This window comes from Pseudosporangium ferrugineum (assembly GCF_003002065.1).
Classification (GTDB): Bacteria; Actinomycetota; Actinomycetes; order Mycobacteriales; family Micromonosporaceae; genus Actinoplanes; species Actinoplanes ferrugineus_A.
Map to the genome: position 1 here is coordinate 226,224 of NZ_PVZG01000005.1, position 19,380 is coordinate 245,603.

Genomic DNA, 19,380 nt, shown 5'->3' on the forward strand with positions numbered 1-19,380 from the left:
GCCCGCAGAATTCATCTAGCGTTGAACTCAACAGTTGATGAGTTTGTGGGAGGCAGCGATGTCCAGCGCCGTCGAGGTCCGTGACCTCGTGGTCGAGCGGGGGAAGCGTGCCGTTCTGCACGGCGTCTCCTGCGACGTACGGGAGGCGAGCGTCACCGGGCTGCTCGGGCCCAGCGGCAGTGGGAAGACGACGCTCATCCGGGCGATCGTCGGGGCCCAGCTGGTGCGCTCCGGCACGGTCACCGTGCTGGGCGAGGCGGCGGGGTCGGCGGCGTTGCGGCGTACGGTCGGCTATGTCACCCAGGCGCCGAGCGTCTACGCCGATCTGTCCGTACGGGAGAATGCCAGGTATTTCGCCTCCCTCCACGGCCTGGGGGCGGCCGACGCGGAGCGGGCCGTCGCGGACGTCGGCCTGGCCGGGGCCGCCGCCCAGCTGGTCGGGAATCTCTCCGGCGGGCAGCGCAGCCGGGCGTCCCTGGCGTGCGCGATGATCGGCGAGCCCCGCCTGCTGGTGCTGGACGAGCCGACCGTCGGGCAGGATCCGGTGCTGCGGGCGGACCTGTGGGCGAAGTTCCACGCGCTGGCGGACGCGGGCACCACCCTGCTGGTCTCCAGTCACGTCATGGACGAGGCCGGGCGCTGCGACCGGCTGCTGCTCCTCCGCGACGGGCGGCTGATCGGCGACGACACGCCCGCGGCCATCCGCGCGGAGGCCGGCACCGAGGACCTGGAGGAGGCGTTCCTGCGCCTGATCCGCGACCGCGAAGGGGTGGCGGCGTGAACCCGCGGATCACGTTCAGCACGGCCGGCCGCATCCTGCGGCAGCTGCGGCACGACCGGCGTACGGTGGCGCTCCTGGTCGTCGTGCCCGCCGCGCTGCTGACGTTGCTCTATTACATGTACGAGGACGCCGGTCCCACCTTCGACCGGATCGCGCTGGTGATGCTCGGCATCTTCCCGTTCGTGATCATGTTCCTGGTGACCAGCATCGCGATGCTGCGGGAGCGCACGAACGGCACGCTGGAGCGGCTGCTGACCACGCCGCTGAGCAAGCTCGACCTGCTGTTCGGTTACGGCATCGCGTTCGGGCTCGCGGCGGCCGTGCAGGCGGCGGTCGCGGTCGGGGCGGCGTACTGGCTGCTCGGGCTGGAGACGGTGGGCAGCGCCGGGCTGGTGGTGGTCATCGCCGTGGTCGACGCGGTGCTCGGGGTGGCCCTGGGGCTGTTCTGCAGCGCCTTCGCCCGCACCGAGTTCCAGGCCGTACAGTTCCTCCCGGTGGTGGTCATCCCCCAGTTGCTGCTGTGCGGGCTGTTCGTGCCGCGGGAGCGGATGGCGGGCTGGCTGCAGGCGGCCAGCGACGTCTTCCCGCTGTCGTACGCGGTCGACGCTCTCACACAGGTGGGCCGGCACGCGAGCCCCACCGCCACGATGTGGCAGGACCTGGCGATCGTGGCCGCCGCGGCGGTCCTCGCCCTGGTGCTGGCCGCCGCGACGCTGCGGCGCAGGACCGGCTGAGACGGACGGGAGATCTTCTTTGGTACGGCGCAGCGGGCGGCGTCCGGGCAACCAGGACACCAAGCAGTCCATCCTGGAGGCCGCCCGTCAGGTCTTCGCCGAGCGGGGCTTCGACAAGGCGTCGATCCGGGCCATCGCCGGGGACGCCGGGGTCGACCCGGCGCTCGTGCACCACTACTTCGGCACCAAGGAGAAGCTGTTCCTGGCGAGCATGAACTCGCCGGTGGACCCCTCCGAGCTGCTGCCGGCGGCGCTCTCCGGCCCCCGCGAGGAGGCCGGCCTGCGGCTGGTCCGGCTGGTGCTGGGCATCTGGGACTCGCCGGCCGGCGCGGCCGCGGTGGCCCTGATGCGCTCGGCGATGAGCAACGAGTGGACCGCGCGGCTGCTGCGCGAGTTCGTCGTGACGCAGGTGCTGCGCCGGGCGGTGGCCGAGCTGGGCATCGACGAGAAGGAGGCGCCGCTGCGTTCCGCGCTGATGGCGACGCAGATCGCCGGGCTGGCGGTGGTCCGCTACATCCTCAAGGTCGAACCGGTGGCGTCCGCCGACGCCGAGCAGCTCGTGGCCGCGGTGGGCCCGAGCGTGCAGCGCTATCTCACCGACGACCTGCCCGGGGTGTTCTAGGGAGTGGCCCGCTCGGCCAGCGTGGCCAGGGCGCGGGCAGCGGCGGTGCCGGGTTCGGCGTGCAGCAGGAGCAGCTCCAGCCCGGCGGCGCCGGCCACGGTGAACTTCTCGACCAGCAGTTCCAGGTCGCCGACGACCGGGTGCCGGATCCGGAAGGTCGCGTCCCGGGCGGTACGGACGTCGTGCCGCGCCCACAGCCGGCGGAAGCGCTCACTCCGCAGCGACAGCTCGCCGATCAGCGCGTGCAGCCGCTCGTCGCCGGCGTCGGTGCCCGCCTGCGCCCGCAGGTGCGCGACCGCCTCGACCGTGTAGCGCTCCCAGTCGGGGTAGGAGGCGCGGGCCGCCGGGTCGAGGAACAGCAGGCGCATCCGGTTCACCCCCGGCCGCAGGTCCGGCGAGATCGCGCGGGCCGGCGGGTTGGCGGCGAGGACGTCGCTGCACCGGTTGAACACGACGGCGGGGACGTTCAGCGTGCGTACGAGCAGGTCCAGCCGGGCCGGCACGGGTTCCTCCCGGGCGGCGGGCGGGCGGCGGGGCCGGGCGAGCGCGGTGAGGTACGCCGTACCCTCCGCATCGAGCTGGAGCACCCGCGACAGTGCGTCGATCACCCGGGGCGACGGGCTGCGGTCCCGGCCGCGTTCGAGGCGCAGGTAGTACTCGGCGCTGATCCCGGCGAGGATCGCCACCTCCTCGCGGCGCAGGCCGGGCACCCGGCGCACGCCGCCGCCCACCGGCAGTCCCACCTCCGCGGGCGTCACCAGCTCCCGCCGCGCCCGCAGGAAGGCGCCGAGTGCGTTGTCGTCCATCAGCCGACCGTAGGCCGCCGGGGCCCGCGGTGGGGTGTCCCTGCCACTACCCGGGAGCGGCGGGGACTGCCCGCGCCGCGGGCCGGTGCCGCACGCTCGGCGCCATGACCGATCAGACGTGGTTCATCACCGGCATCAGCAGCGGCTTCGGCCGGGAGCTGACGGAACAGCTTCTGCGGCGTGGCGACCGGGTCGCCGGGACCGTACGCCGGGAGAGCGCGGCCGGCGACCTGGCGGGCCGGTACGGCGACCGGCTCTGGCTCGGCCGCCTCGACGTCACCGACCTGTCGCGGGTCCGCGAGGTGGTGGATGCCGCCTTCGCCGCCCTGGGCCGCATCGACGTGGTCGTGGCGAACGCCGGCTACGGCCTGTTCGGCGCCGCCGAGGAGCTCACCGACGAGCAGGTCCGGGACCAGATCGCCACGAACCTGCTCGGTTCGATCCAGACCGTCCGGGCCGCCCTGCCGCACCTGCGGGCCCAGGGTGGCGGGCGGCTGATCCAGATCTCCTCGGTCGCCGGGCTGGCCGCGCACGCGGGGGCGTCGCTCTACCACGCGAGCAAGTGGGGCGTGGAGGGCTTCATGGAGGCGCTCGCCGCGGAGGTGGCCCCGTTCGGCATCGGGGTGACGATCGTGGAGCCGGGCGGCGCGCGTACCGGCTTCGTCCGGGAGGGCCTGCGGATCGCGGAGCCCCTGCCGGCCTACGCGGGTACGCCGGCCGCCATGGTGCAGGCCTTCCGCACCCGGGAGGCGCCGGTCGTGGGCGACCCGCGCAGGATCGCCGGACGGATCATCGCGAGCGTGGATCGGCGTCCCGCCCCGCTGCGGCTGGTGCTGGGCACCGACTCGTACGGCGCGGCCACCGCGGCGTTGCGGCAGCGCCTGGCCGACGTGGAGGCGCAGGGATCCGAGGCGGCGTGGACGGACGCCGGCGCCTGAGGTCAGGCCGCCCGGTGGGCGCAGCGGTGGCAGAGCACCGGGTGCAGCAGGTGGGCGAGGTCGTGGCGGTCGGTCACCGGGCGGGGGAAGGAGAGCCGGGCCAGGCGGGCGCCGATGCGCACCAGGAACCCGTAGCGGTCGAGGCGGACCACGCGCGGTTCGTCGCCGGGGCGGGCGGCCGGGCCGAGGCGGCGGCGGACGTAGCCGGCCATCTCCTCGACGTGGTGGTCGGCGAGGTCGGCGATGAGGTCGAACTCCATCCTGTGCAGCGGGTCGGGGGTGGCCTCGGCGTATTCGTCGGGGTCGACGTCCACGAGCACGCCGTTGCGCTCGTAGCGCACCTCGGCCACGTCGACGCGGTGGAGGACCTGCGACGTGCCGACGTCGAGCAGGTCGGTGGCGGGGTCGGTGTCGGCGTAGTCGAGGGTCGCCTGCCGCGCCTCCTCGCCGGCGAGCGGGGTGGCCCAGCCGGCGACCCACACCCGGCCGAGGGACGGCGCGCCGGCGACCGGGGGCACGTCGGCGATGTCGAGCACCAGCGCGGTGTCGCCGGTGTCCGGTGCGGGGCGCAGCGCGGCGGCGAGCGCGCCGTCGCTCGGGGAGAGCAGCAGGATCCGGCCCTGGGCGTCGGTCACGTGGCGGACCGGGTGCGGCCCCGGGCGGCAGGCGATGTGCGCGGTGGCGGGCAGGTTGCCGGCCGCGAGCGTACGCGCGACCTCGGCGTGGGTGGGCTGCATCTCAGGGACCTCCGGGCACCGGTTAGGCTAGCCTTAGTTAGGCGAGGCTAACCGTAGCATCCCGTACCGAAGGACAAGATCGCCCGTGAACAACTCCCGACCCAAGGCCCGGCTCTCGAGGGCACTCGGCATCCCGCTGACGCGCAAGTGCGTGAAGTATTTCGAGCGGCGCCCGTTCCCACCCGGCGTGCACGGCCGGGGCCGGCGCAAGCAGTCGGACTACCAGGTGCGGCTGCTGGAGAAGCAGCGGCTGCGGCACCAGTACAACATCAGCGAGGCGCAGATGCGCCGGGCGTACGACGATGCGCACCGCGGCGAGGGCAAGACCGGCGAGAACATGGTCGCCCTGCTGGAGAGCCGGCTGGACGCGACCGTGCAGCGCGCCGGCCTCGCCCGCACCATCTACCAGGCCCGGCAGCTCGTCGCGCACGGGCACTTCACGGTGGACGGCAGGAAGGTCGACCGGCCGTCGTACCGGCTCAAGCCCGGTCAGGTCGTCGAGGTGCGGGAGAGCAGCCGCGCCAAGCCGCCGTTCCAGATCGCGGCCACCGGCGCCCACCTCGACGGCCCGACGGCGCCGTACCTGTCCACGGTCATCGAGGACCTGCGCACCACGGTGATCCGCAAGGCGCTGCGCAGCGAGGTTCCGGTGGTCTGCGACGAGCAGCTCGTCGTCGAGTTCTACGCCCGCTGACGGCCGCTCAGCGGGTCTGCTCCAGCCAGCTCGCGTAGAGCTTCGCGTAGATGGAGTCCGGGTCGCGCAGCAGGTCGGCATGCGGGCCGCGCTGCACGACCCGGCCGGCGTCGACCACGATCACCTCGTCGGCCGACTCGGCGGTGGACAGCCGGTGCGCGATCGCCACGGTCGTGCGCCCGCGGGTCACCGTGTCGAGGGCGCGCTGCAGGCGTACCTCGGTGGCCGGGTCGACCGCGCTGGTCGCCTCGTCGAGCACCAGCAGGTCGGGGTCCGCCACGTACGCCCGCACCAGCGCCACCAGCTGCCGCTCCCCCACGCTGAGCGCCTCCCCGCGCTCCCCGACCGGCGTGTCGAGCCCCTGCGGCAGACCGGCCAGCCAGTCGTCCAGACCCAGCTCGGCGAAGGCGCGCTCCAGCTCCTCGCCGGTCAGCGCGGGGCGGGCGAAGCGGATGTTCTCCGCCACGGTCGCGTCGAAGAGGAACCCGTCCTGCGGCACCATCACGACCCGGGACCGCAACGAATCGAACCGTACGGTGGTCAGCGCCGTCCCGCCGAGCAGCACCTCCCCGCCGGCCGGGTCCATCAGCCGGGTCAGCAGCTTCGCGAACGTGGTCTTGCCGCTGCCCGTCTCCCCCACCACGGCCACCTTCGTGCGCGCCGGGATCTCGAGGTCCACGCCGGAGAGCACGACCGGACCGCCGGGATAGCGGTAGGACACGTCGGCGAAGCGCACCGACAGCGGCCCCGGCGGCAGCGCCACCCCCTCGGTGTCCGGGTCGGCCACGTCCGGCCGCAGGTCGAGCACGTCGAGCACCCGGCGCCAGCCGGCCACCGCGTTCTGCGCCTCGTTGAGCACCTCGGTCGCGATCTGCACCGGCTGGATGAACAGCGTCACGAGGAACAGGAACGCGGTGAGCTTGCCGACGCTCAGGCCGCCGTCCACGCCGAGCAGCACCCCGACCACGACCACCGCCGCGAGCGCCACGCCGGCCGCGATCTCGCCGGTGGAGAAGCCGAGCACGCTGGTACGCAGCGCCTTCTGCTGGGCGCCACGCAGGTCCTCGATGGCGGTGTCGAGCCGCTTCTCGGTGCGCCCGGCCACCCCGTACGCCCGGATCACGGTGGCGCCGACGACGCTTTCCGCGATCGCCCCGAGCATCACGCCGGTGCGCTCCCGCACGGTCCGGTAGACGCCGGCGAGCCGCCGCTGGAACAGCCGGATGATCAGGACGGCCGGCAGGAACGCGGCGAACACCACGAGCGTGAGCTGCCACGAGTAGACCAGCATGACGGCCGTGGTGACGACGACCTGGCCGCTGGTGAGCAGCAGCATCACACCGCCGGTCTGCAGGAACTGGGTGATCTGGTCGACGTCGCCGGTGACCCGGGAGACCAGCGAGCCCCGCCGCTCCGACTGCTGGTGCAGCATCGACAGGTCGTGGATGTGCCGGAACGTCCGGGCGCGCAGGGCGGCCAGGGCCGTCTCGCTGACCGTGAACAGCCGGCGGGTCATCGCGTACCCGCAGGCGGTGGAGACGGCCAGGATGCCCAGCGTGATCAGGACGATCACGCCGACCGTGCCGAGGTGCGGCCCGCCCGGCGCGCGGATGCCGCGGTCGATGCCCTGCTGGACGGCGATCGGCACGGCGACGCGGCCGGCCATCGAGACGAAGGCGAGCGCCAGGGTGCCGGCGAGCCCGGGGCGCAGCTCCGGCGAGAGCGCCACCCCCCGCCGCACGGTCGCGAACGTGCCCTCCTCCACCGCGGCCGCCGTCATGCCTGCACCTCCTCGGCCGCGTCGGCCTGCTCGTACGCGGTGACCAGCGCGAGATATCCGGGCTCGGTGGCCATCAGATGCGCGTGCGTGCCGGTCGCGACCACCTTGCCGTCCTCCAGGTAGACCACCTCGTCGGCGAGGGCGATGGTGGCCCGCCGGTACGCCACCACCAGGATCGACGCGCCGGCGTCGGCCCCGCGCAGCGAGGCCAGGATGGCCGCCTCCACCCGCGGGTCGACCGCGCTGGTCGCGTCGTCGAGCACGAGCAGCCGCGGCCGGCCGGCCAGCGCGCGGGCCAGGGTGAGCCGCTGCCGCTGGCCGCCGGAGAGCGACGTGCCCCGCTCGCCGACCGCGGTGTCCAGGCCGTCGGGCAGGTGGGCGACGAAGCCGTCGGCCTCGGCCAGCCGCAGCGCGGACCACACCCGGGCGTCGTCCACGTCGTCGCGTTCCAGGCTGACGTTGCCGCGCACGGTGTCGTCGAAGACGAACGGGATCTGCGGCACGAGCGCGGAGACGGCGGCGAGGGCCGGTTCGGAGAGGTCGGGCAGCGGCGTGCCGTCCACGGTGACCGTGCCGCTGTCCGGGTCGACGAGGCGTACGGCCAGCGAGGCGATCGTGGACTTGCCCGAGCCGGTCGCGCCGACCAGGGCCACCGTGCGGCCGGCCGGCACCGTGAAGGACACGTCGTGCAGGACCTCGGGGCCCTCGCCGTACGAGAAGTGGACCTGGTCGAAGGTGAGCGCCGCCGGGCCGTCCGCCCGCGGCTCGGCCGTGCCGTACGCGAGATCGCCCTCGGCGGCCAGCACGGCCTGGACCCGCTCCCAGCCGGCGACGCTGCGCGGCAGCTCGGCGACCACCCAGCCGATCGCGCGCACCGGGAACGCCAGGACGGTGAACAGGAAAGCGACGCTGACCAGCTCGGTGACGCTGATCGCGCCGGTCTGCAGCCGCCACGCGCCGAGCAGCAGCACCGCCAGCGTGCCGACGCTGGGCAGGCTGTCCATCAGCGGGTCGAAGAGGCCACGCAGCCGGCCGACCGCGATCAGCGCGTCGCGCAGCTCGGTCACGTGCACCCGGAAGCGCTGCGACTCGTCGGCCTCGCGGCCCATCGTCTTGACCACCAGGGCGCCGTCGAAGCTCTCGTGCGCGACCGCGCTGACCTTGGCGCGCAGCTGCTGGGCGCGGATCTGCCGGGGCGACATCCGCCGCGAGTAGACCAGGTTGAGGCCGAACAGGGCCGGGAACAGGCAGACGCCGACCATGGCGAGCACCCAGTCGGTGACGAAGAGCGAGACCACCGCCGCCAGGATCATCACGATGGTGCCGACGGCGAACGGCAGCGGCGCGATCGGGACGAAGGCCGCCTCCACGTCGGAGTTGGCGTTGGACAGCAGCGTGCCGGTCGCGTGCCGCTGGTGCCAGGCGGGCGGCAGGGAGAGGTAGCGGCGGGTGACCGCGCGCCGGTAGCGGGCCTGGAGCCGGAACTGCATGAAGCCCGCGCCGAGCCGGCGGCCGAAGATGCTCGCCACGCGCAGCACCGAGATGCCGATGAACACCGCCGCGATCAGGCCCAGCTCGCCCGCGCCGGCCCGGTGCTCGGTGAAGGCGGGCACGACGACGTGGCCGATCACCGCGCCGACGACGTACGAGTTGGCGATGACGAGCAGGCCGAACAGGCTGCTGCCGACGGTGCCGATGATGAACAGGCGAGGTTCGGTGCGGATCGCGCGGCCGAGCACGCGGAGGCCGCGACCGAGCACATCGCGGCTGGCCCTCGTGGTCAAGATCCCCCGCCTACAGGTAAGTCCCCGCCGGCTGAACCGGCCTTACCGGTCCATCCTGCCGAACCGCCCGCGCGATGCCACGGGATTTACATTGTGTCCGCGATTACATCGGCGCGCAGCCCGGGACCGTGCCGGGCCTACGATCTCCTCATGACGGACTACGCGCGTACGGAACGGGCACTGCTCGCGGATCTGCTGCTCGAGGTGGGCCCGGACGCGCCGACGGTGTGCACCGGCTGGACCGCGCGCGACCTCGCCGCCCACGTGGTCGTGCGCGAGCGCCGCCCGGACGCGATGATCGGCGGGCTGATCCCGCCGCTGGCCGGGCACGGCGAGCACGTGCGCCGCGCGAAGGCAGCCCAGCCGTACGCCGGCCTCGTGCACGAGATCCGCACCCCGCCGTGGTGGAGCCCGGTCAGCAACCCGCTCACCGACGGGCTGGCCAACACCGTCGAGTTCTTCATCCACCACGAGGACGTCCGCCGCGCCCGGCCGGACTGGCAGCCCCGGGTCCTCGACCCCGGCCAGCAGGCGGCGATCTGGAAGACGCTGAAACTCACCGCCCGGATGGTGCTGCGCCGGCTGGGCCGCCCGATCCGCGTCGAGGCGCCCGGCTTCGGGGTGTTCCAGGTCGGCGACGGCGAACCGGCCGCGGTCCTCACCGGGGAGCCGGCCGAGCTCACCCTCTTCCTCTCCGGCCGCCAGCGCATCGCGAAGGTGGACCTGACCGGCGACGAGAGCCTGCGGACCGCCAAGCTGAGCATGTGACCCCGGCCCGGTAGAAGTGGCCGCCGGCGTTCAGTCGCCGGCGCGCGACACCAGGGCCGGCCGGTCGCCGGTGCAGACGACGTCGAACTCGTCCCGGTCGTGGCCGTCCGAGGTGCTGCGGAACTCGCCCTCGTCGTCGTCCTGTTCGTGCAGCGCGTAGCCGGGCGCCGGGGACATCGCCACGATCTCGGCCCGGCCGGCGACGCACCGGGCGACGACCGTGCCGCCGCGGGTGAGCAGCGTCCGGCCCGCCCCCGGCGCCTCGCCGACGCCCTCGGAGGCCGGCGGCGACGACGCCCGCGGGCCGGCCGGACCGGACGGCAGGTTCGCCAGGTCCCGGGCGACCTGCGCCTCGGTGCGGGGTCGTTCCCCGGTGGTGATGAGGCCGGCGCCGATCAGGCCGATCGCGGTGATGCCGACCAGGACGGCCAGGACGGCCGCGGCGGCCCAGCCCGCGGCGACGAGCAGCATGCGACGGTTCACCCGGTCGACTATGCCCGCCCCGACGCTAAGCCGGGCCCGCCGCGACGCTAAGGGACGGTTAAGGGGCGCGGATCCTCCCGTACGCCGGGATAGGTTGCGTCCGTGGCCCACCTGTTGCTGATCGAGGACGACGCGGCGATCCGGACGACGCTGCTGCGCGCGTTGCGGGAGCGCGGTCACGCCGTGGCCGCCTCGCACACCGCGATGGACGGCCTCCAGACCGCCCTCGCCGAGCGCCCCGACCTGGTGGTGCTCGACCTCGGACTGCCCGACCTCGACGGACGCGAGCTGCTCCGGATGCTGCGGGCGGTGAGCGCGGTGCCGGTGATCGTGGCGACCGCCCGCGACGACGAGACCGAGATCGTCCGGGTGCTGGACGCCGGCGCGGACGACTACATCGTCAAGCCGTTCACCGCCGCGCAGCTCGACGCGCGGGTCCGGGCGGTGCTGCGCCGCGGCGGCACCGGTCCCGGGGAGGCCGCCCTGACCGTCGGCGGCCTGCGCATCGACGCGGGGGCGCGGACGGCCACCCTGGACGGCGCGAGCCTCGACCTCACCCCGCGCGAGTTCGACCTGCTGCACCACCTGGCGACCCGGGCCGGGCAGGTGGTCAGCAAGCGGGAACTGCTGAACGAGGTGTGGCAGATCCCGTACGGCGGCGCGGACAAGACCGTCGACGTGCACCTGTCGTGGCTGCGCCGCAAGCTGGGCGAGACCGCGCAGGAGCCGCGCTACCTGCACACCGTGCGCGGGGTGGGCGTACGGCTGAGCGGCCCGGCATGAGGCGCCGGCTGACCCTGCTGGTCGCGGCCACCACCTGCCTGGTGCTGATCGCGTTCCTGGTGCCGCTGGCGCTGCTCGTGCGGCAGGTGGCCGAGGACCGGGCGGTCAGCCGCGCCCACGGGGTGGTGCAGACCATCGTCCCGCTGATCGGCACCGAACCGGACCGGCTCGAGCTCGCCGTCGAGGGCCAGCCGCTGCCGGTCAGCGTCTTCCCGCCGGCCGGGGAGGTGATCGGCGAGGAGGCCCGCCGTACGCCGGCCGTCACGCTGGCCGCCGCCCGGCGCGAGTCGTTCGCCGTCGCCACCGACGAGGGCCGGGAGATCGTCGTGCCGGTGGTCAGCGCCGGCGGCGTCTACGTGGTGCGCACGGTCGTGCCCGACGAGGAGCTGAACCGCGGCGTCACCCGCTCCTGGCTGGTGCTGGCCGGGCTGGGCGCGGCGCTGGTGCTGCTCGGCCTGGTGGTGGCGGACCGGCTGGCCCGCAACCTGGTCGCCCCGATCGCCGACCTGTCCGCCGTCTCGCACCGGCTCGCCCGGGCGGAGCTGTCCGCGCGGGCGGCCCCCGCCGGCCCGCGCGAGATCCGCGAGGTCGCCACCGCCCTCAACCATCTCGCCGGGCGCATCCAGGACCTGCTGCGCGAGGAGCGGGAACAGGTCGCCGACCTGTCGCACCGGCTGCGCACCCCGCTGACCGCGCTGCGGCTGGAGGCGGAGTCCCTGCGCGACCCGGCCGAGGCGGACCGGATCGCGGCCGCCGCCGACGGGGTCCAGCGGGCGGTCACCGCGGTGATCGAGCAGGCCCGCCGCCGGGGCGGCGAACGGCGGTCCTGCGACGCCGCGGCGGTGGTCCGGGACCGGGTCGCGTTCTGGTCCGTGCTCGCCGAGGACACCGATCGTCGCGTACGCCGTGAGCTCCCGCCCGGTCCCCTCCCGGTGCCCATCCCCGCCGACGAGCTCGCCGCGGCCCTGGACGCCCTGCTCGGCAACGTCTTCGCGCACACCCCCGACGGCACCGCGTTCGGGGTGACGCTGGCGCCCCGCCCCGGCGGCGGCGCGGTGCTGACCGTCGACGACGACGGCCCGGGATTCCCGCCGGACGCCCTGCGGCGCGGCGCCTCGGGCAGCGGCTCGACCGGGCTGGGCCTGGACATCGCCCGGCGCGCGGCCGAGGCGGCCGGCGGCGCGCTGCACGCCGGGGCGGCACCGGGCGGCGGCGCCTCGGTCCGCATCGAACTCGGGGTAAATGCGTTGCCGCCCGGCTGAGCCCTCTGGTGATGTGGTCGTCATGGCGCTTCTGGACGATCCCGGACTCTTCGGCCGCCAGTGGGCGGCCACCTACGACAGCCCCGGCAACCCCGACCCGGAACCAGCGGCGGAGCTCCTCGCCGCGCTGGCCGGTGACGGGCCCGCCCTGGAGCTGGCGATCGGCAGCGGCCGGGTGGCGCTGCCGCTGGCCGCCCGGGGCGTACGGGTCGAGGGCATCGAGGCGTCACCGGAGATGGTGGAGCTGCTGCGCGGCAAGCCGGGTGGCGACACGGTCCCGGTCGTCCTCGGCGACCTGGCTGACGTCGCCGTGCCGGGGCCGTACCCGCTGGTCTACCTGGTCTTCAACACGCTGTTCAACCTCACCGGCGAGGGCCGGCAGGAGGACTGCTTCCGCAACGTGGCCCGGGTGCTGGCGCCCGGCGGCGCGTTCGTGATCGAGGCGTACGTGCCCGATCCGGCCGCCTTCGACCGCGACGAGCAGCAGGTCCAGGTGTGGTCGGTGACCGAGGACGCGGTCTCGATCCGCCTGCACCGGTACGACCGGGAGGCGCAGACCTTCGTACGCCAGACCGTCACGTTCACCGACGGCGGCGTGCGGCTGCAGCCGTTCGGCATGCACTACCGCTGGCCGGAGCAGATCGACGAGCTGGCCGCCGGCGCCGGGCTGACGCTGGCGGACCGCTGGGCGGGCTGGGGGCGCGAGCCGTTCGGGCCGGAGTCCCGCAGCCACGTCTCCGTCTACCGCAAGGCCTGACCGGTCCGCGGCTTAACCGGGGCTTAGCGGTCACACAGCGCCGCCATAGTGCGCGGCGCGGCACCTTGTGGGGGTCACCACGACGACGACCTCCGGAGGTTCAGCATGATCAGGCTTCGTACGGCATCCGCCCTGGCCGCGGGCGCGGTCGCCGCTCTCGCCATCGGGGGTGCCGCGCTCGCCTCGGAGGGCGCCGGCAAGCCGGCCGCGACCGGCGCGGTCCCCGGCGGCGAGATCCTGGCCGCCGCCCCGGGCCCGTCCTCGCCCACGCCCTCGTCCTCGTCCACCGCCCCGTCCGGGTCCCCGTCCCAGGCGCCGTCCGAGGCGCCGTCCCAGTCGTCGTCCTCGTCGTCGTCCTCGTCGGCGGCGAGCGCGGACGCGATCAGCCTGGACGCGGCGAAGGAGATCGCGGTCCGTACGGCCGGGGGCGGGCAGGTCACCGACTCGGAGCGGGAGAACGAGCACGGCCGGGCGGTCTGGGACATCGAGGTGCTCAACGGCGCGGTCGAGCACGACGTCGACGTCGACCGTGCCACCGGCGAGGTGGCCCGCCACGAGACCGACACCGACGACGACCAGGACGCCGACGACGACAGCGACGACCAGGACGCCGACGATGACGGCGACGACGCCGACGACCGGGACGACGACCACGGGGACGACGACTGATCCATCCGGCCACGGTGCGGTAGGCGTTGCGCCAACGGCCGTACGAAATAGGAAGAGTGCCCGGGCCGACCAAGCCCGGGCACTCACGCATTTCAGAAAAAGCCGCCGGTCCTGGGCTCGTGGTCGCGGCGTCGATAGGATCGGTAATGAGCAGGGCGCACTTCCGCCCGATCCCTCCTGGCAATACTCTTCGGTAACACGGCTGACACACCCCATAGACGCAAAGAGGCGGCGCCGATGGCTCTCGAGGTTCCCTACCGCTCGATCCCGGACATGTTCCTGCAGCGCGTGCGGGCGACTCCGAACGGTCAGGCGTTCGCCGTCCCGACCGCCGACGACCGGGGGATCACCTGGCTGACCTGGGCCGAGGTGGGTGAGCGGGCCAAGGCCATCGCGGCCGGCCTGGCGGGCCTCGGGGTCGGGCTGGAGGACCGGGTCGCGATCCTGTCCGGCACCCGGCTCGAGTGGGCGCTGGTCGACCTCGGCATCAACTGTGCCGGCGGCGCCACCACCACGGTCTACCCGACCACCGAGCCGGAGGACGCGGCCTACATCGTGGCCGACTCCGGCTCCAAGATCCTGGTCGCGGAGGACCCGAAGCAGGCGCTCAAGCTGGCCGGCGCCGACACGTCGGTCACCCACGTGGTGCTCATCGACGGGCTCGCCGACGCCTCCGCCCAGCCGCCGCAGCTCACCCTGGCCGAGCTCGAGGAGCGCGGCCGCGCGGCGCTCGCCGAGACTCCCGACCTGGTCGAGCGGATCGCCGAGGGCATCGGGCCGGACAACATCGCCACGCTGATCTACACCTCGGGCACCACCGGCCGGCCCAAGGGCGTCCAGCTGCTGCACGGCGGCTGGTGCTGGGAGGGCGTCGCGCAGGCCGGCCTGGGCCTGTTCGAGGCCAGCGACCTGCAGTATCTGTGGCTCCCGCTGTCGCACTCGTTCGGCAAGACGCTGCTCTGCGGCATCCTGCACGTGGGCGTGCCGACGTACATCGACGGCCGGGTCGAGAAGCTCGTCGACATGCTGGCCGTGGTCCAGCCGACGCTGATGTGCGCGGCGCCGCGGATCTTCGAGAAGGTCTACAACAAGACGGTGACCACCGCGGTCGGCGCCGGCGGGCTCAAGGCCAAGATCTTCGGCTGGGCGGTCGCCACCGGCAAGCAGAAGGTCGCCCTCGAGCAGGCCGGCAAGCCGGTCCCGGGCGCCCTCAAGGCCAGGTACGCGATCGCCGAGAAGCTGGTCTTCAGCAAGCTCCAGCAGCGCCTCGGCGGCCGGCTGCGGGTGCTGGTCTCCGGTTCCGCGCCGCTGAGCCGCGACATCGCCGAGTTCTTCGCCGCCGCGAACCTGCCGATCATGGAGGGCTACGGCCTCACCGAGAGCAGCGCCGCCAACTTCGTCAACCGGCTCGGCAAGCTCAAGATCGGCACGGTCGGCCAGCCCCTCGGCGACCTCGAATGCCGCATCGAATCCGACGGCGAGATCCTGCTGCGCGGCAAGCCGGTCATGCGCGGCTACCACAACCTGCCCAAGGAGACCGAGGAGGCGTTCACCGAGGACGGCTTCTTCCGCACGGGCGACATCGGCGAGCTCGACGCGGACGGCTACCTGAAGATCACCGACCGCAAGAAGGACCTGGTCAAGACGTCGGGCGGCAAGTACATCGCCCCGTCGGCGATCGAGGGCATGTTCAAGGCGGTCTGCCCGTACACCTCCCAGGCCGTGGTGGTCGGCCAGGCCCGCAACTTCGTCACGATGCTGATCAGCCTCGACGAGGAAGCGATCGCGGGCTGGGCGGCGGGCGGCCCCCTCGACGGCAAGCCGTACGAGGAGATCGTCGCGGCCCCGGAGACGGAGAAACTGGTCGCGGGCTACATCGAGGAGCTCAACGCCAAGCTGAACCGCTGGGAGACGATCAAGAAGTTCGCCATCCTCCCCCGCGACCTCAGCATCGAACAGGGCGAGATCACCCCGTCGATGAAGATCAAGCGCCGCAGCGTCGAAACCAACTTCGCCGAGCAGATCGACAAGATGTACGCGGGCAGCCTCGCCCAGATCTGACCGTCCGCACCACCGCGCGGTCCCGGCCGGGCCGGGGCCGCGCGTTCCCTTTCCGGGCTGCGCGGCCGGGCGTTTCCGGGCCGCGCGGCCGGGCGTTTCCGGGCCGCCGTAACCCTCGGCCACCCGCTCCGGCGCGGCGCCGACCCCGGCCACCGACTCCAGCCGGGCATCGATCATCACCACGTCCCGGGCGCCGCCCAGCGCGACCCGGGCCGTCCCGGTCGCGGCCAGAGCCCGAGCCGTCCGCGAACCGCCGCCGATGGCCGGCACGATCCGCTCCCGCAATCACGCCGGCGCGAGCGGGGCAAACCGGAGGGGCCACCCGGCGGTCGACCGTGCGTGCCTCGAGCTTGGCCGGCCGGCCCAGAACTTTTTCCGGTGTGACAGCCGTGGGCGAGCCGGACAGATAAGGGGTATGGACCGGGAGGCAGCACCCTGATGAGCGAACCGGATGCCGGGGCCCGCGCGGAGCGGTTCCGTCGCCTGCATGCCGAGACGTACCCCGACCTGCTGCGTTTCGTCGAGCGCCGGGTCTTCGACGGCGACAGCGAGGACATCGTCTCGACGGTCTTCCTGACGGCCTGGCGCCGCTTCGACGACCTGCCCGACGACGCCCGGCCGTGGCTGTTCGCCGTAGCGCGCAAGACCATGGCCAACCGCACCCGCGGCTTGCTGCGGCGCCGGGCCCTGGACGTCCGTTTGACGGCGCAGCCGCGCGATGAGGGCACCGACGACACCCTGCGGGTGGGCGCCCGGATCGACCTGGCGTCCGCCTGGCGGTCGCTGCGCCCCGCCGATCGCGAGGTGCTGGCGCTGGTCGCGTTCGACGGTCTGACCGGCGAGCAGGCGGCGACGACGCTGGGCTGCCGCCGGTCGACGTTCGCGATGCGCCTCGGCCGGGCCCGGCAGCGCCTGCAGGCCGCCCTCGCCGACTCCGCCCACGTGCACGATGGCAAGGAGCAACCGTCATGGATCCGCACCTGAACGACCTCAAGCAGCTGAACTCGCTCGACCCGGCACGCGGACGCGAACCCACCGCCGTGGAATGGACCCGCTCGCGGGCCATGCTGGAACGCGTCATCTCCGGCCGGGCCCCGCAACCGTCGCCGTCCCGGCCGGTTCGGCGCAGGCTGGTGGTGGGTGTCGCGGTGGCCGCCGCGGGGGCGGTGGCCGCGGTGACGGTGCCGTCGTTGCTGCCGGGCACGGCGGAGAAGGCGTTCGCCTCCTGGACCGCGGCACCCGGCTCGCTGACCGGTGAGCAGGTCCTGCCGCAGGCCCGCGCCTGCGCCGGCAACGGCCGGGGCGGCCCGTCGACGGCCGGCCCGGCGGACGTGCTGCTGGCCGAACAGCGGGGTCTCGCCACCCTGCTGATCATGAAGAAGGACAGCGGCGTCATCGACCTGTGCCTCAGTGCGGGACCCGGCTCCGACGACCAACTGGCCTCGATGAGCCTGGCCGACGGGCCGCTGCCGGCCCCGCCCGCGGACACCGTCACCCTGGAGACGATGGCCTCGGTCGGCGAGGGCGACGGTCGGTGGTCGGACATCGTCGGCCTGGCCGGCACCGGCGTCACCCGGGTCGACGTGCGCCCGGACGGTGGCAAGAGCTTCCAGGCCAGCGTACGCAACGGCTGGTGGGCCGCCTGGTGGCCGGGCCCCGAAGGCGGCGAGGCCGACACGCTGACCGTGACCGTGCACACCGCCACCGGCACGACCGATCACCGGGTCGTCGACCTGGACTGAACCCACGCCGCCTGTCACCGCACACGGCCCTGCGACAGGCGGTGGTCAGTCGGGTGTCCCGGGAACGGGAAACGTTCGGTGTTGATGTGTGACACGGTGCGGGTGGCCGGACAGGTACCGGGCATGACAAGCAACGTGTCGACGGGGCGGCGGCGGTTCGCCCTCGCGGTGATGGTGTTGGTGCTGGCCGCGGTTGCGGCCCTGGTCTCCGGAGCGCGGTGGCGCGTGGACGCGGCCGCACGGCCGGGCTACGGGGCACCAACCGGATCCGGTAGGCCCATCGGCGCGGGAATGCTGCCGGATCCGCGGCAGCCCGGATCGTTGGCGGTGACGGCCCAGGAGTACAACTTCGGCGACGACGCCGCGCACGTGCCGGGGGTGACCTCGGCGGTGGAACTGCGCGGGGTGGTGCATCGGCCGGTCGACGCCAAAGGCAAGCGGCTGCCCCTGGTCGTCCTCGAGCACGGGCTCTATTTCACCTGTCTGACTCGGCCCGGAGTGGTGCCCTCAGGCGCGACGCTCAAGTGGCCGTGCCCGAAGGGTTTGGTGCCGGTACCGAGTTTCCGCGGGTACGACTACCTGGCGGCGAACCTGGCCAGTCACGGCTTCGTCGTCGTGTCGATCAGCGCGAACGGCATCACGCCGGCCGAGCAAGATGCCTCCTGGGATCTGACACCGCGGGCCCGGTTGATCGGGGTGCATCTGAAGAAGATCGCCGCCTGGAACACCACCGGGGGCGCCCCGTTCGGCAACGCGCTGCTCGGCGCGATCGACCAGCACAGGCTCGGGATCATGGGGCACTCCCGCAGCGGCGGCGCGGTGGCCCGGTACGCGACCCTGCTGCCGAACAAGGACTTCACCCTCAAGGCGGTGCTGCCGCTGGCCCCGGCCGTCGAGGGCAAGGACACGATCACCGACATAGCTCTCGGGGTGGTGTTGCCGCTGTGCGACGGCGACGCCTACCAGCATCAGGGCGTCTTCTACGTCGACCACAGCCGCTACGCCGAACGAGGTGACACCGCACCCAAGTACACCGTCACCATCGAGGGCGCCAACCACAACTTCTTCAACACGGTCTGGTCGAAGCCGATCCCAGGCCAGCCCGGCATCGAGGACGACACCGTCAACGGCCCGCCCGGCAGTGTGTGCAAGGCCGGTAGCCCTCGCCGGCTCGACCAGGCCCGGCAGCGTGACATCGCGACCGGCTACCTGGGCGCCTTCTTCCGATACCACCTCGCCGCCGAGCGGGCCCTCGCCCCGCTGTGGCGCGGCGACCTCACCCCGGCCTGGGCGACATCCGTCGTGCAGGTGGCCCGCCACCCGCGGGACACCCGGACCACGCGTGGTGTGATCAACCGGCTGGCCACCGAGCGCGACGTGACCGGCAGTGTCCGGGCCCGCGGCTTCGCCGACCTCCGCGTCTGCTCCAGGGAGCAGCGGATCGGCGAGGCCGGCAACTGCCTGACCAACTCCCGCAAAACGCCGACCCCGGACTCCGAGCCCCACCACAGCTGGGGAGACCTGTCCATGGTGAAAGCGGCGTGGACCCGGCCCGGCGCCGGCATCACCACCCCCCTCGCCCCCGGGCTGCGCGACGTCCGCCGGTTCAGGGCCATCCAGGTCCGCGCCGCGCTCGACTTCACCGATGTCCGCAACCCGGCCGGGCGGACAGGCAGGCTGCAGTTCGTCCTGACCGACGCCTTCGGGCGCAGCCGAACCGTCACAGCCGGCGGCAACCCCGCCCTCAGCTTCCCCCGCATGACCACCACGATCACCGAGGGTTACTCGGACCTCTACCCCCACTTCCTGCTCAACCAGGTCCGGGTGCCCCTGTCCGCCTTCACCGGCGTCGACCTGACCCGGATCCGGTCCGTCACACTGCGGTTTCCCCACCGGTCAGGCTCACTCGGACTCAGCGATCTCATGTTCACCGACTGATCCCGCGGCCGGCACCGGCGCGAATCCTCCACCGGACCGCG

At 73.5% G+C, this 19,380-nt stretch carries 19 protein-coding genes; 14 read left to right on the forward strand and 5 right to left on the reverse strand.

The window, feature by feature from the left end:
- Positions 1–58: 58 nt before the first annotated feature.
- The 3 genes from CLV70_RS12975 to CLV70_RS12985 are packed head-to-tail and all read left to right on the forward strand — an operon-like array spanning position 59 to position 2,137.
- Positions 59–781: an ABC transporter ATP-binding protein gene (locus tag CLV70_RS12975; protein WP_106126702.1), complete on the forward strand. Its 723-nt coding sequence runs from the start codon at positions 59–61 to the stop codon at positions 779–781.
- Positions 778–1,515: an ABC transporter permease gene (locus CLV70_RS12980; RefSeq protein ID WP_106126703.1), complete on the forward strand. Its 738-nt coding sequence runs from the start codon at positions 778–780 to the stop codon at positions 1,513–1,515. Before CLV70_RS12975 ends, CLV70_RS12980 begins: the two co-directional genes overlap by 4 nt.
- 19 nt (positions 1,516–1,534) lie before the next feature.
- Positions 1,535–2,137: a TetR/AcrR family transcriptional regulator gene (locus tag CLV70_RS12985; RefSeq protein WP_106126704.1), complete on the forward strand. Its 603-nt coding sequence runs from the start codon at positions 1,535–1,537 to the stop codon at positions 2,135–2,137.
- Here the strand turns inward: CLV70_RS12985 and CLV70_RS12990 are convergent.
- A complete protein-coding gene (locus CLV70_RS12990) occupies positions 2,134–2,943 on the reverse strand; it encodes a helix-turn-helix domain-containing protein (protein ID WP_106126705.1) in 810 nt (269 codons plus the stop codon). The genes CLV70_RS12985 and CLV70_RS12990 overlap by 4 nt on opposite strands.
- A gap of 104 nt (positions 2,944–3,047) precedes the next feature.
- On the opposite strand from CLV70_RS12990, the gene CLV70_RS12995 reads away from it, so the two are divergent.
- The gene (locus CLV70_RS12995) at positions 3,048–3,881 is read left to right on the forward strand and encodes an SDR family oxidoreductase (RefSeq protein WP_106126706.1); all 834 of its coding nucleotides are present in this window, start codon (positions 3,048–3,050) and stop codon (positions 3,879–3,881) included.
- A gap of 2 nt (positions 3,882–3,883) precedes the next feature.
- On the opposite strand, the gene CLV70_RS13000 is transcribed toward CLV70_RS12995, so the two are convergent.
- Positions 3,884–4,618 carry a DUF2470 domain-containing protein gene (locus CLV70_RS13000; RefSeq protein WP_106126707.1) on the reverse strand — a complete coding sequence of 245 codons (735 nt, stop codon included), beginning with the start codon at positions 4,616–4,618 and terminating at the stop codon, positions 3,884–3,886.
- Positions 4,619–4,703: 85 nt separating this feature from the next.
- Between CLV70_RS13000 and rpsD the strand changes: the two genes are divergently transcribed.
- Positions 4,704–5,312: a 30S ribosomal protein S4 gene (rpsD, locus tag CLV70_RS13005; RefSeq protein WP_106126708.1), complete on the forward strand. Its 609-nt coding sequence runs from the start codon at positions 4,704–4,706 to the stop codon at positions 5,310–5,312.
- Between the two features lie 7 nt (positions 5,313–5,319).
- Here rpsD and CLV70_RS13010 read toward each other — a convergent pair whose 3' ends face one another.
- Both CLV70_RS13010 and CLV70_RS13015 read right to left on the reverse strand, forming a co-directional pair.
- Positions 5,320–7,092, reverse strand: a complete 1,773-nt coding sequence (locus CLV70_RS13010) for an ABC transporter ATP-binding protein (protein WP_106126709.1) — start codon at positions 7,090–7,092, stop codon at positions 5,320–5,322.
- Entirely contained in the window at positions 7,089–8,876 is a 1,788-nt protein-coding gene (locus tag CLV70_RS13015; RefSeq protein ID WP_106126710.1) for an ABC transporter ATP-binding protein, read from the reverse strand. The genes CLV70_RS13010 and CLV70_RS13015 overlap by 4 nt, the downstream gene beginning before the upstream one ends.
- Before the next feature lie 150 nt (positions 8,877–9,026).
- Between CLV70_RS13015 and CLV70_RS13020 the strand changes: the two genes are divergently transcribed.
- Positions 9,027–9,644, forward strand: coding sequence for a TIGR03085 family metal-binding protein (locus tag CLV70_RS13020; protein ID WP_106126711.1), 618 nt, complete (start codon positions 9,027–9,029; stop codon positions 9,642–9,644).
- Between the two features lie 30 nt (positions 9,645–9,674).
- On the opposite strand, the gene CLV70_RS13025 is transcribed toward CLV70_RS13020, so the two are convergent.
- Positions 9,675–10,127 carry a hypothetical protein gene (locus tag CLV70_RS13025; RefSeq protein WP_146164051.1) on the reverse strand — a complete coding sequence of 151 codons (453 nt, stop codon included), beginning with the start codon at positions 10,125–10,127 and terminating at the stop codon, positions 9,675–9,677.
- A gap of 102 nt (positions 10,128–10,229) precedes the next feature.
- Here CLV70_RS13025 and CLV70_RS13030 point away from each other — a divergent pair, with 102 nt between their 5' ends.
- From CLV70_RS13030 to CLV70_RS13065, 8 genes are all read left to right on the forward strand, one after another.
- Positions 10,230–10,910: a response regulator transcription factor gene (locus CLV70_RS13030; RefSeq protein WP_106126713.1), complete on the forward strand. Its 681-nt coding sequence runs from the start codon at positions 10,230–10,232 to the stop codon at positions 10,908–10,910.
- On the forward strand, positions 10,907–12,172 hold the full coding sequence (locus tag CLV70_RS13035) for a sensor histidine kinase (protein WP_106126714.1): 1,266 nt from the start codon (positions 10,907–10,909) through the stop codon (positions 12,170–12,172). The genes CLV70_RS13030 and CLV70_RS13035 overlap by 4 nt, the downstream gene beginning before the upstream one ends.
- Positions 12,173–12,194: 22 nt before the next feature.
- Complete coding sequence (locus CLV70_RS13040) at positions 12,195–12,929, forward strand: class I SAM-dependent methyltransferase (protein ID WP_106126931.1); 735 nt, start codon at positions 12,195–12,197, stop codon at positions 12,927–12,929.
- 105 nt (positions 12,930–13,034) lie between these two features.
- The gene (locus CLV70_RS13045; RefSeq protein ID WP_106126715.1) at positions 13,035–13,598 is read left to right on the forward strand and encodes a PepSY domain-containing protein; all 564 of its coding nucleotides are present in this window, start codon (positions 13,035–13,037) and stop codon (positions 13,596–13,598) included.
- 237 nt (positions 13,599–13,835) lie between these two features.
- On the forward strand, positions 13,836–15,659 hold the full coding sequence (locus CLV70_RS13050) for an AMP-dependent synthetase/ligase (RefSeq protein WP_106126716.1): 1,824 nt from the start codon (positions 13,836–13,838) through the stop codon (positions 15,657–15,659).
- 438 nt (positions 15,660–16,097) lie between these two features.
- Positions 16,098–16,643 (forward strand): RNA polymerase sigma factor, encoded by a 546-nt coding sequence (locus CLV70_RS13055; RefSeq protein ID WP_106126717.1) that lies wholly within the window; start codon positions 16,098–16,100, stop codon positions 16,641–16,643.
- Positions 16,628–17,401 carry a hypothetical protein gene (locus tag CLV70_RS13060; protein ID WP_106126718.1) on the forward strand — a complete coding sequence of 258 codons (774 nt, stop codon included), beginning with the start codon at positions 16,628–16,630 and terminating at the stop codon, positions 17,399–17,401. The genes CLV70_RS13055 and CLV70_RS13060 overlap by 16 nt, the downstream gene beginning before the upstream one ends.
- A gap of 123 nt (positions 17,402–17,524) precedes the next feature.
- Positions 17,525–19,339, forward strand: coding sequence for a poly(ethylene terephthalate) hydrolase family protein (locus tag CLV70_RS13065; RefSeq protein ID WP_146164052.1), 1,815 nt, complete (start codon positions 17,525–17,527; stop codon positions 19,337–19,339).
- Positions 19,340–19,380 lie beyond the last annotated feature (41 nt).

Excerpts from the sequence above, each read along its gene's own strand:
- CLV70_RS12975 (WP_106126702.1), top strand. The coding sequence starts at position 59 with ATGTCCAGCGCCGTCGAGGTCCGTGACCTCGTGGTCGAGCGGGGGAAG.
- CLV70_RS12990 (WP_106126705.1), bottom strand. The coding sequence starts at position 2,943 with ATGGACGACAACGCACTCGGCGCCTTCCTGCGGGCGCGGCGGGAGCTG.
- CLV70_RS12995 (WP_106126706.1), top strand. The coding sequence starts at position 3,048 with ATGACCGATCAGACGTGGTTCATCACCGGCATCAGCAGCGGCTTCGGC.
- CLV70_RS13000 (WP_106126707.1), bottom strand. The coding sequence starts at position 4,618 with ATGCAGCCCACCCACGCCGAGGTCGCGCGTACGCTCGCGGCCGGCAAC.
- CLV70_RS13010 (WP_106126709.1), bottom strand. The coding sequence starts at position 7,092 with ATGACGGCGGCCGCGGTGGAGGAGGGCACGTTCGCGACCGTGCGGCGG.
- CLV70_RS13020 (WP_106126711.1), top strand. The coding sequence starts at position 9,027 with ATGACGGACTACGCGCGTACGGAACGGGCACTGCTCGCGGATCTGCTG.
- CLV70_RS13035 (WP_106126714.1), top strand. The coding sequence starts at position 10,907 with ATGAGGCGCCGGCTGACCCTGCTGGTCGCGGCCACCACCTGCCTGGTG.
- CLV70_RS13040 (WP_106126931.1), top strand. The coding sequence starts at position 12,195 with ATGGCGCTTCTGGACGATCCCGGACTCTTCGGCCGCCAGTGGGCGGCC.
- CLV70_RS13045 (WP_106126715.1), top strand. The coding sequence starts at position 13,035 with ATGATCAGGCTTCGTACGGCATCCGCCCTGGCCGCGGGCGCGGTCGCC.
- CLV70_RS13050 (WP_106126716.1), top strand. The coding sequence starts at position 13,836 with ATGGCTCTCGAGGTTCCCTACCGCTCGATCCCGGACATGTTCCTGCAG.
- CLV70_RS13055 (WP_106126717.1), top strand. The coding sequence starts at position 16,098 with ATGAGCGAACCGGATGCCGGGGCCCGCGCGGAGCGGTTCCGTCGCCTG.
- CLV70_RS13060 (WP_106126718.1), top strand. The coding sequence starts at position 16,628 with ATGGATCCGCACCTGAACGACCTCAAGCAGCTGAACTCGCTCGACCCG.
- CLV70_RS13065 (WP_146164052.1), top strand. The coding sequence starts at position 17,525 with ATGACAAGCAACGTGTCGACGGGGCGGCGGCGGTTCGCCCTCGCGGTG.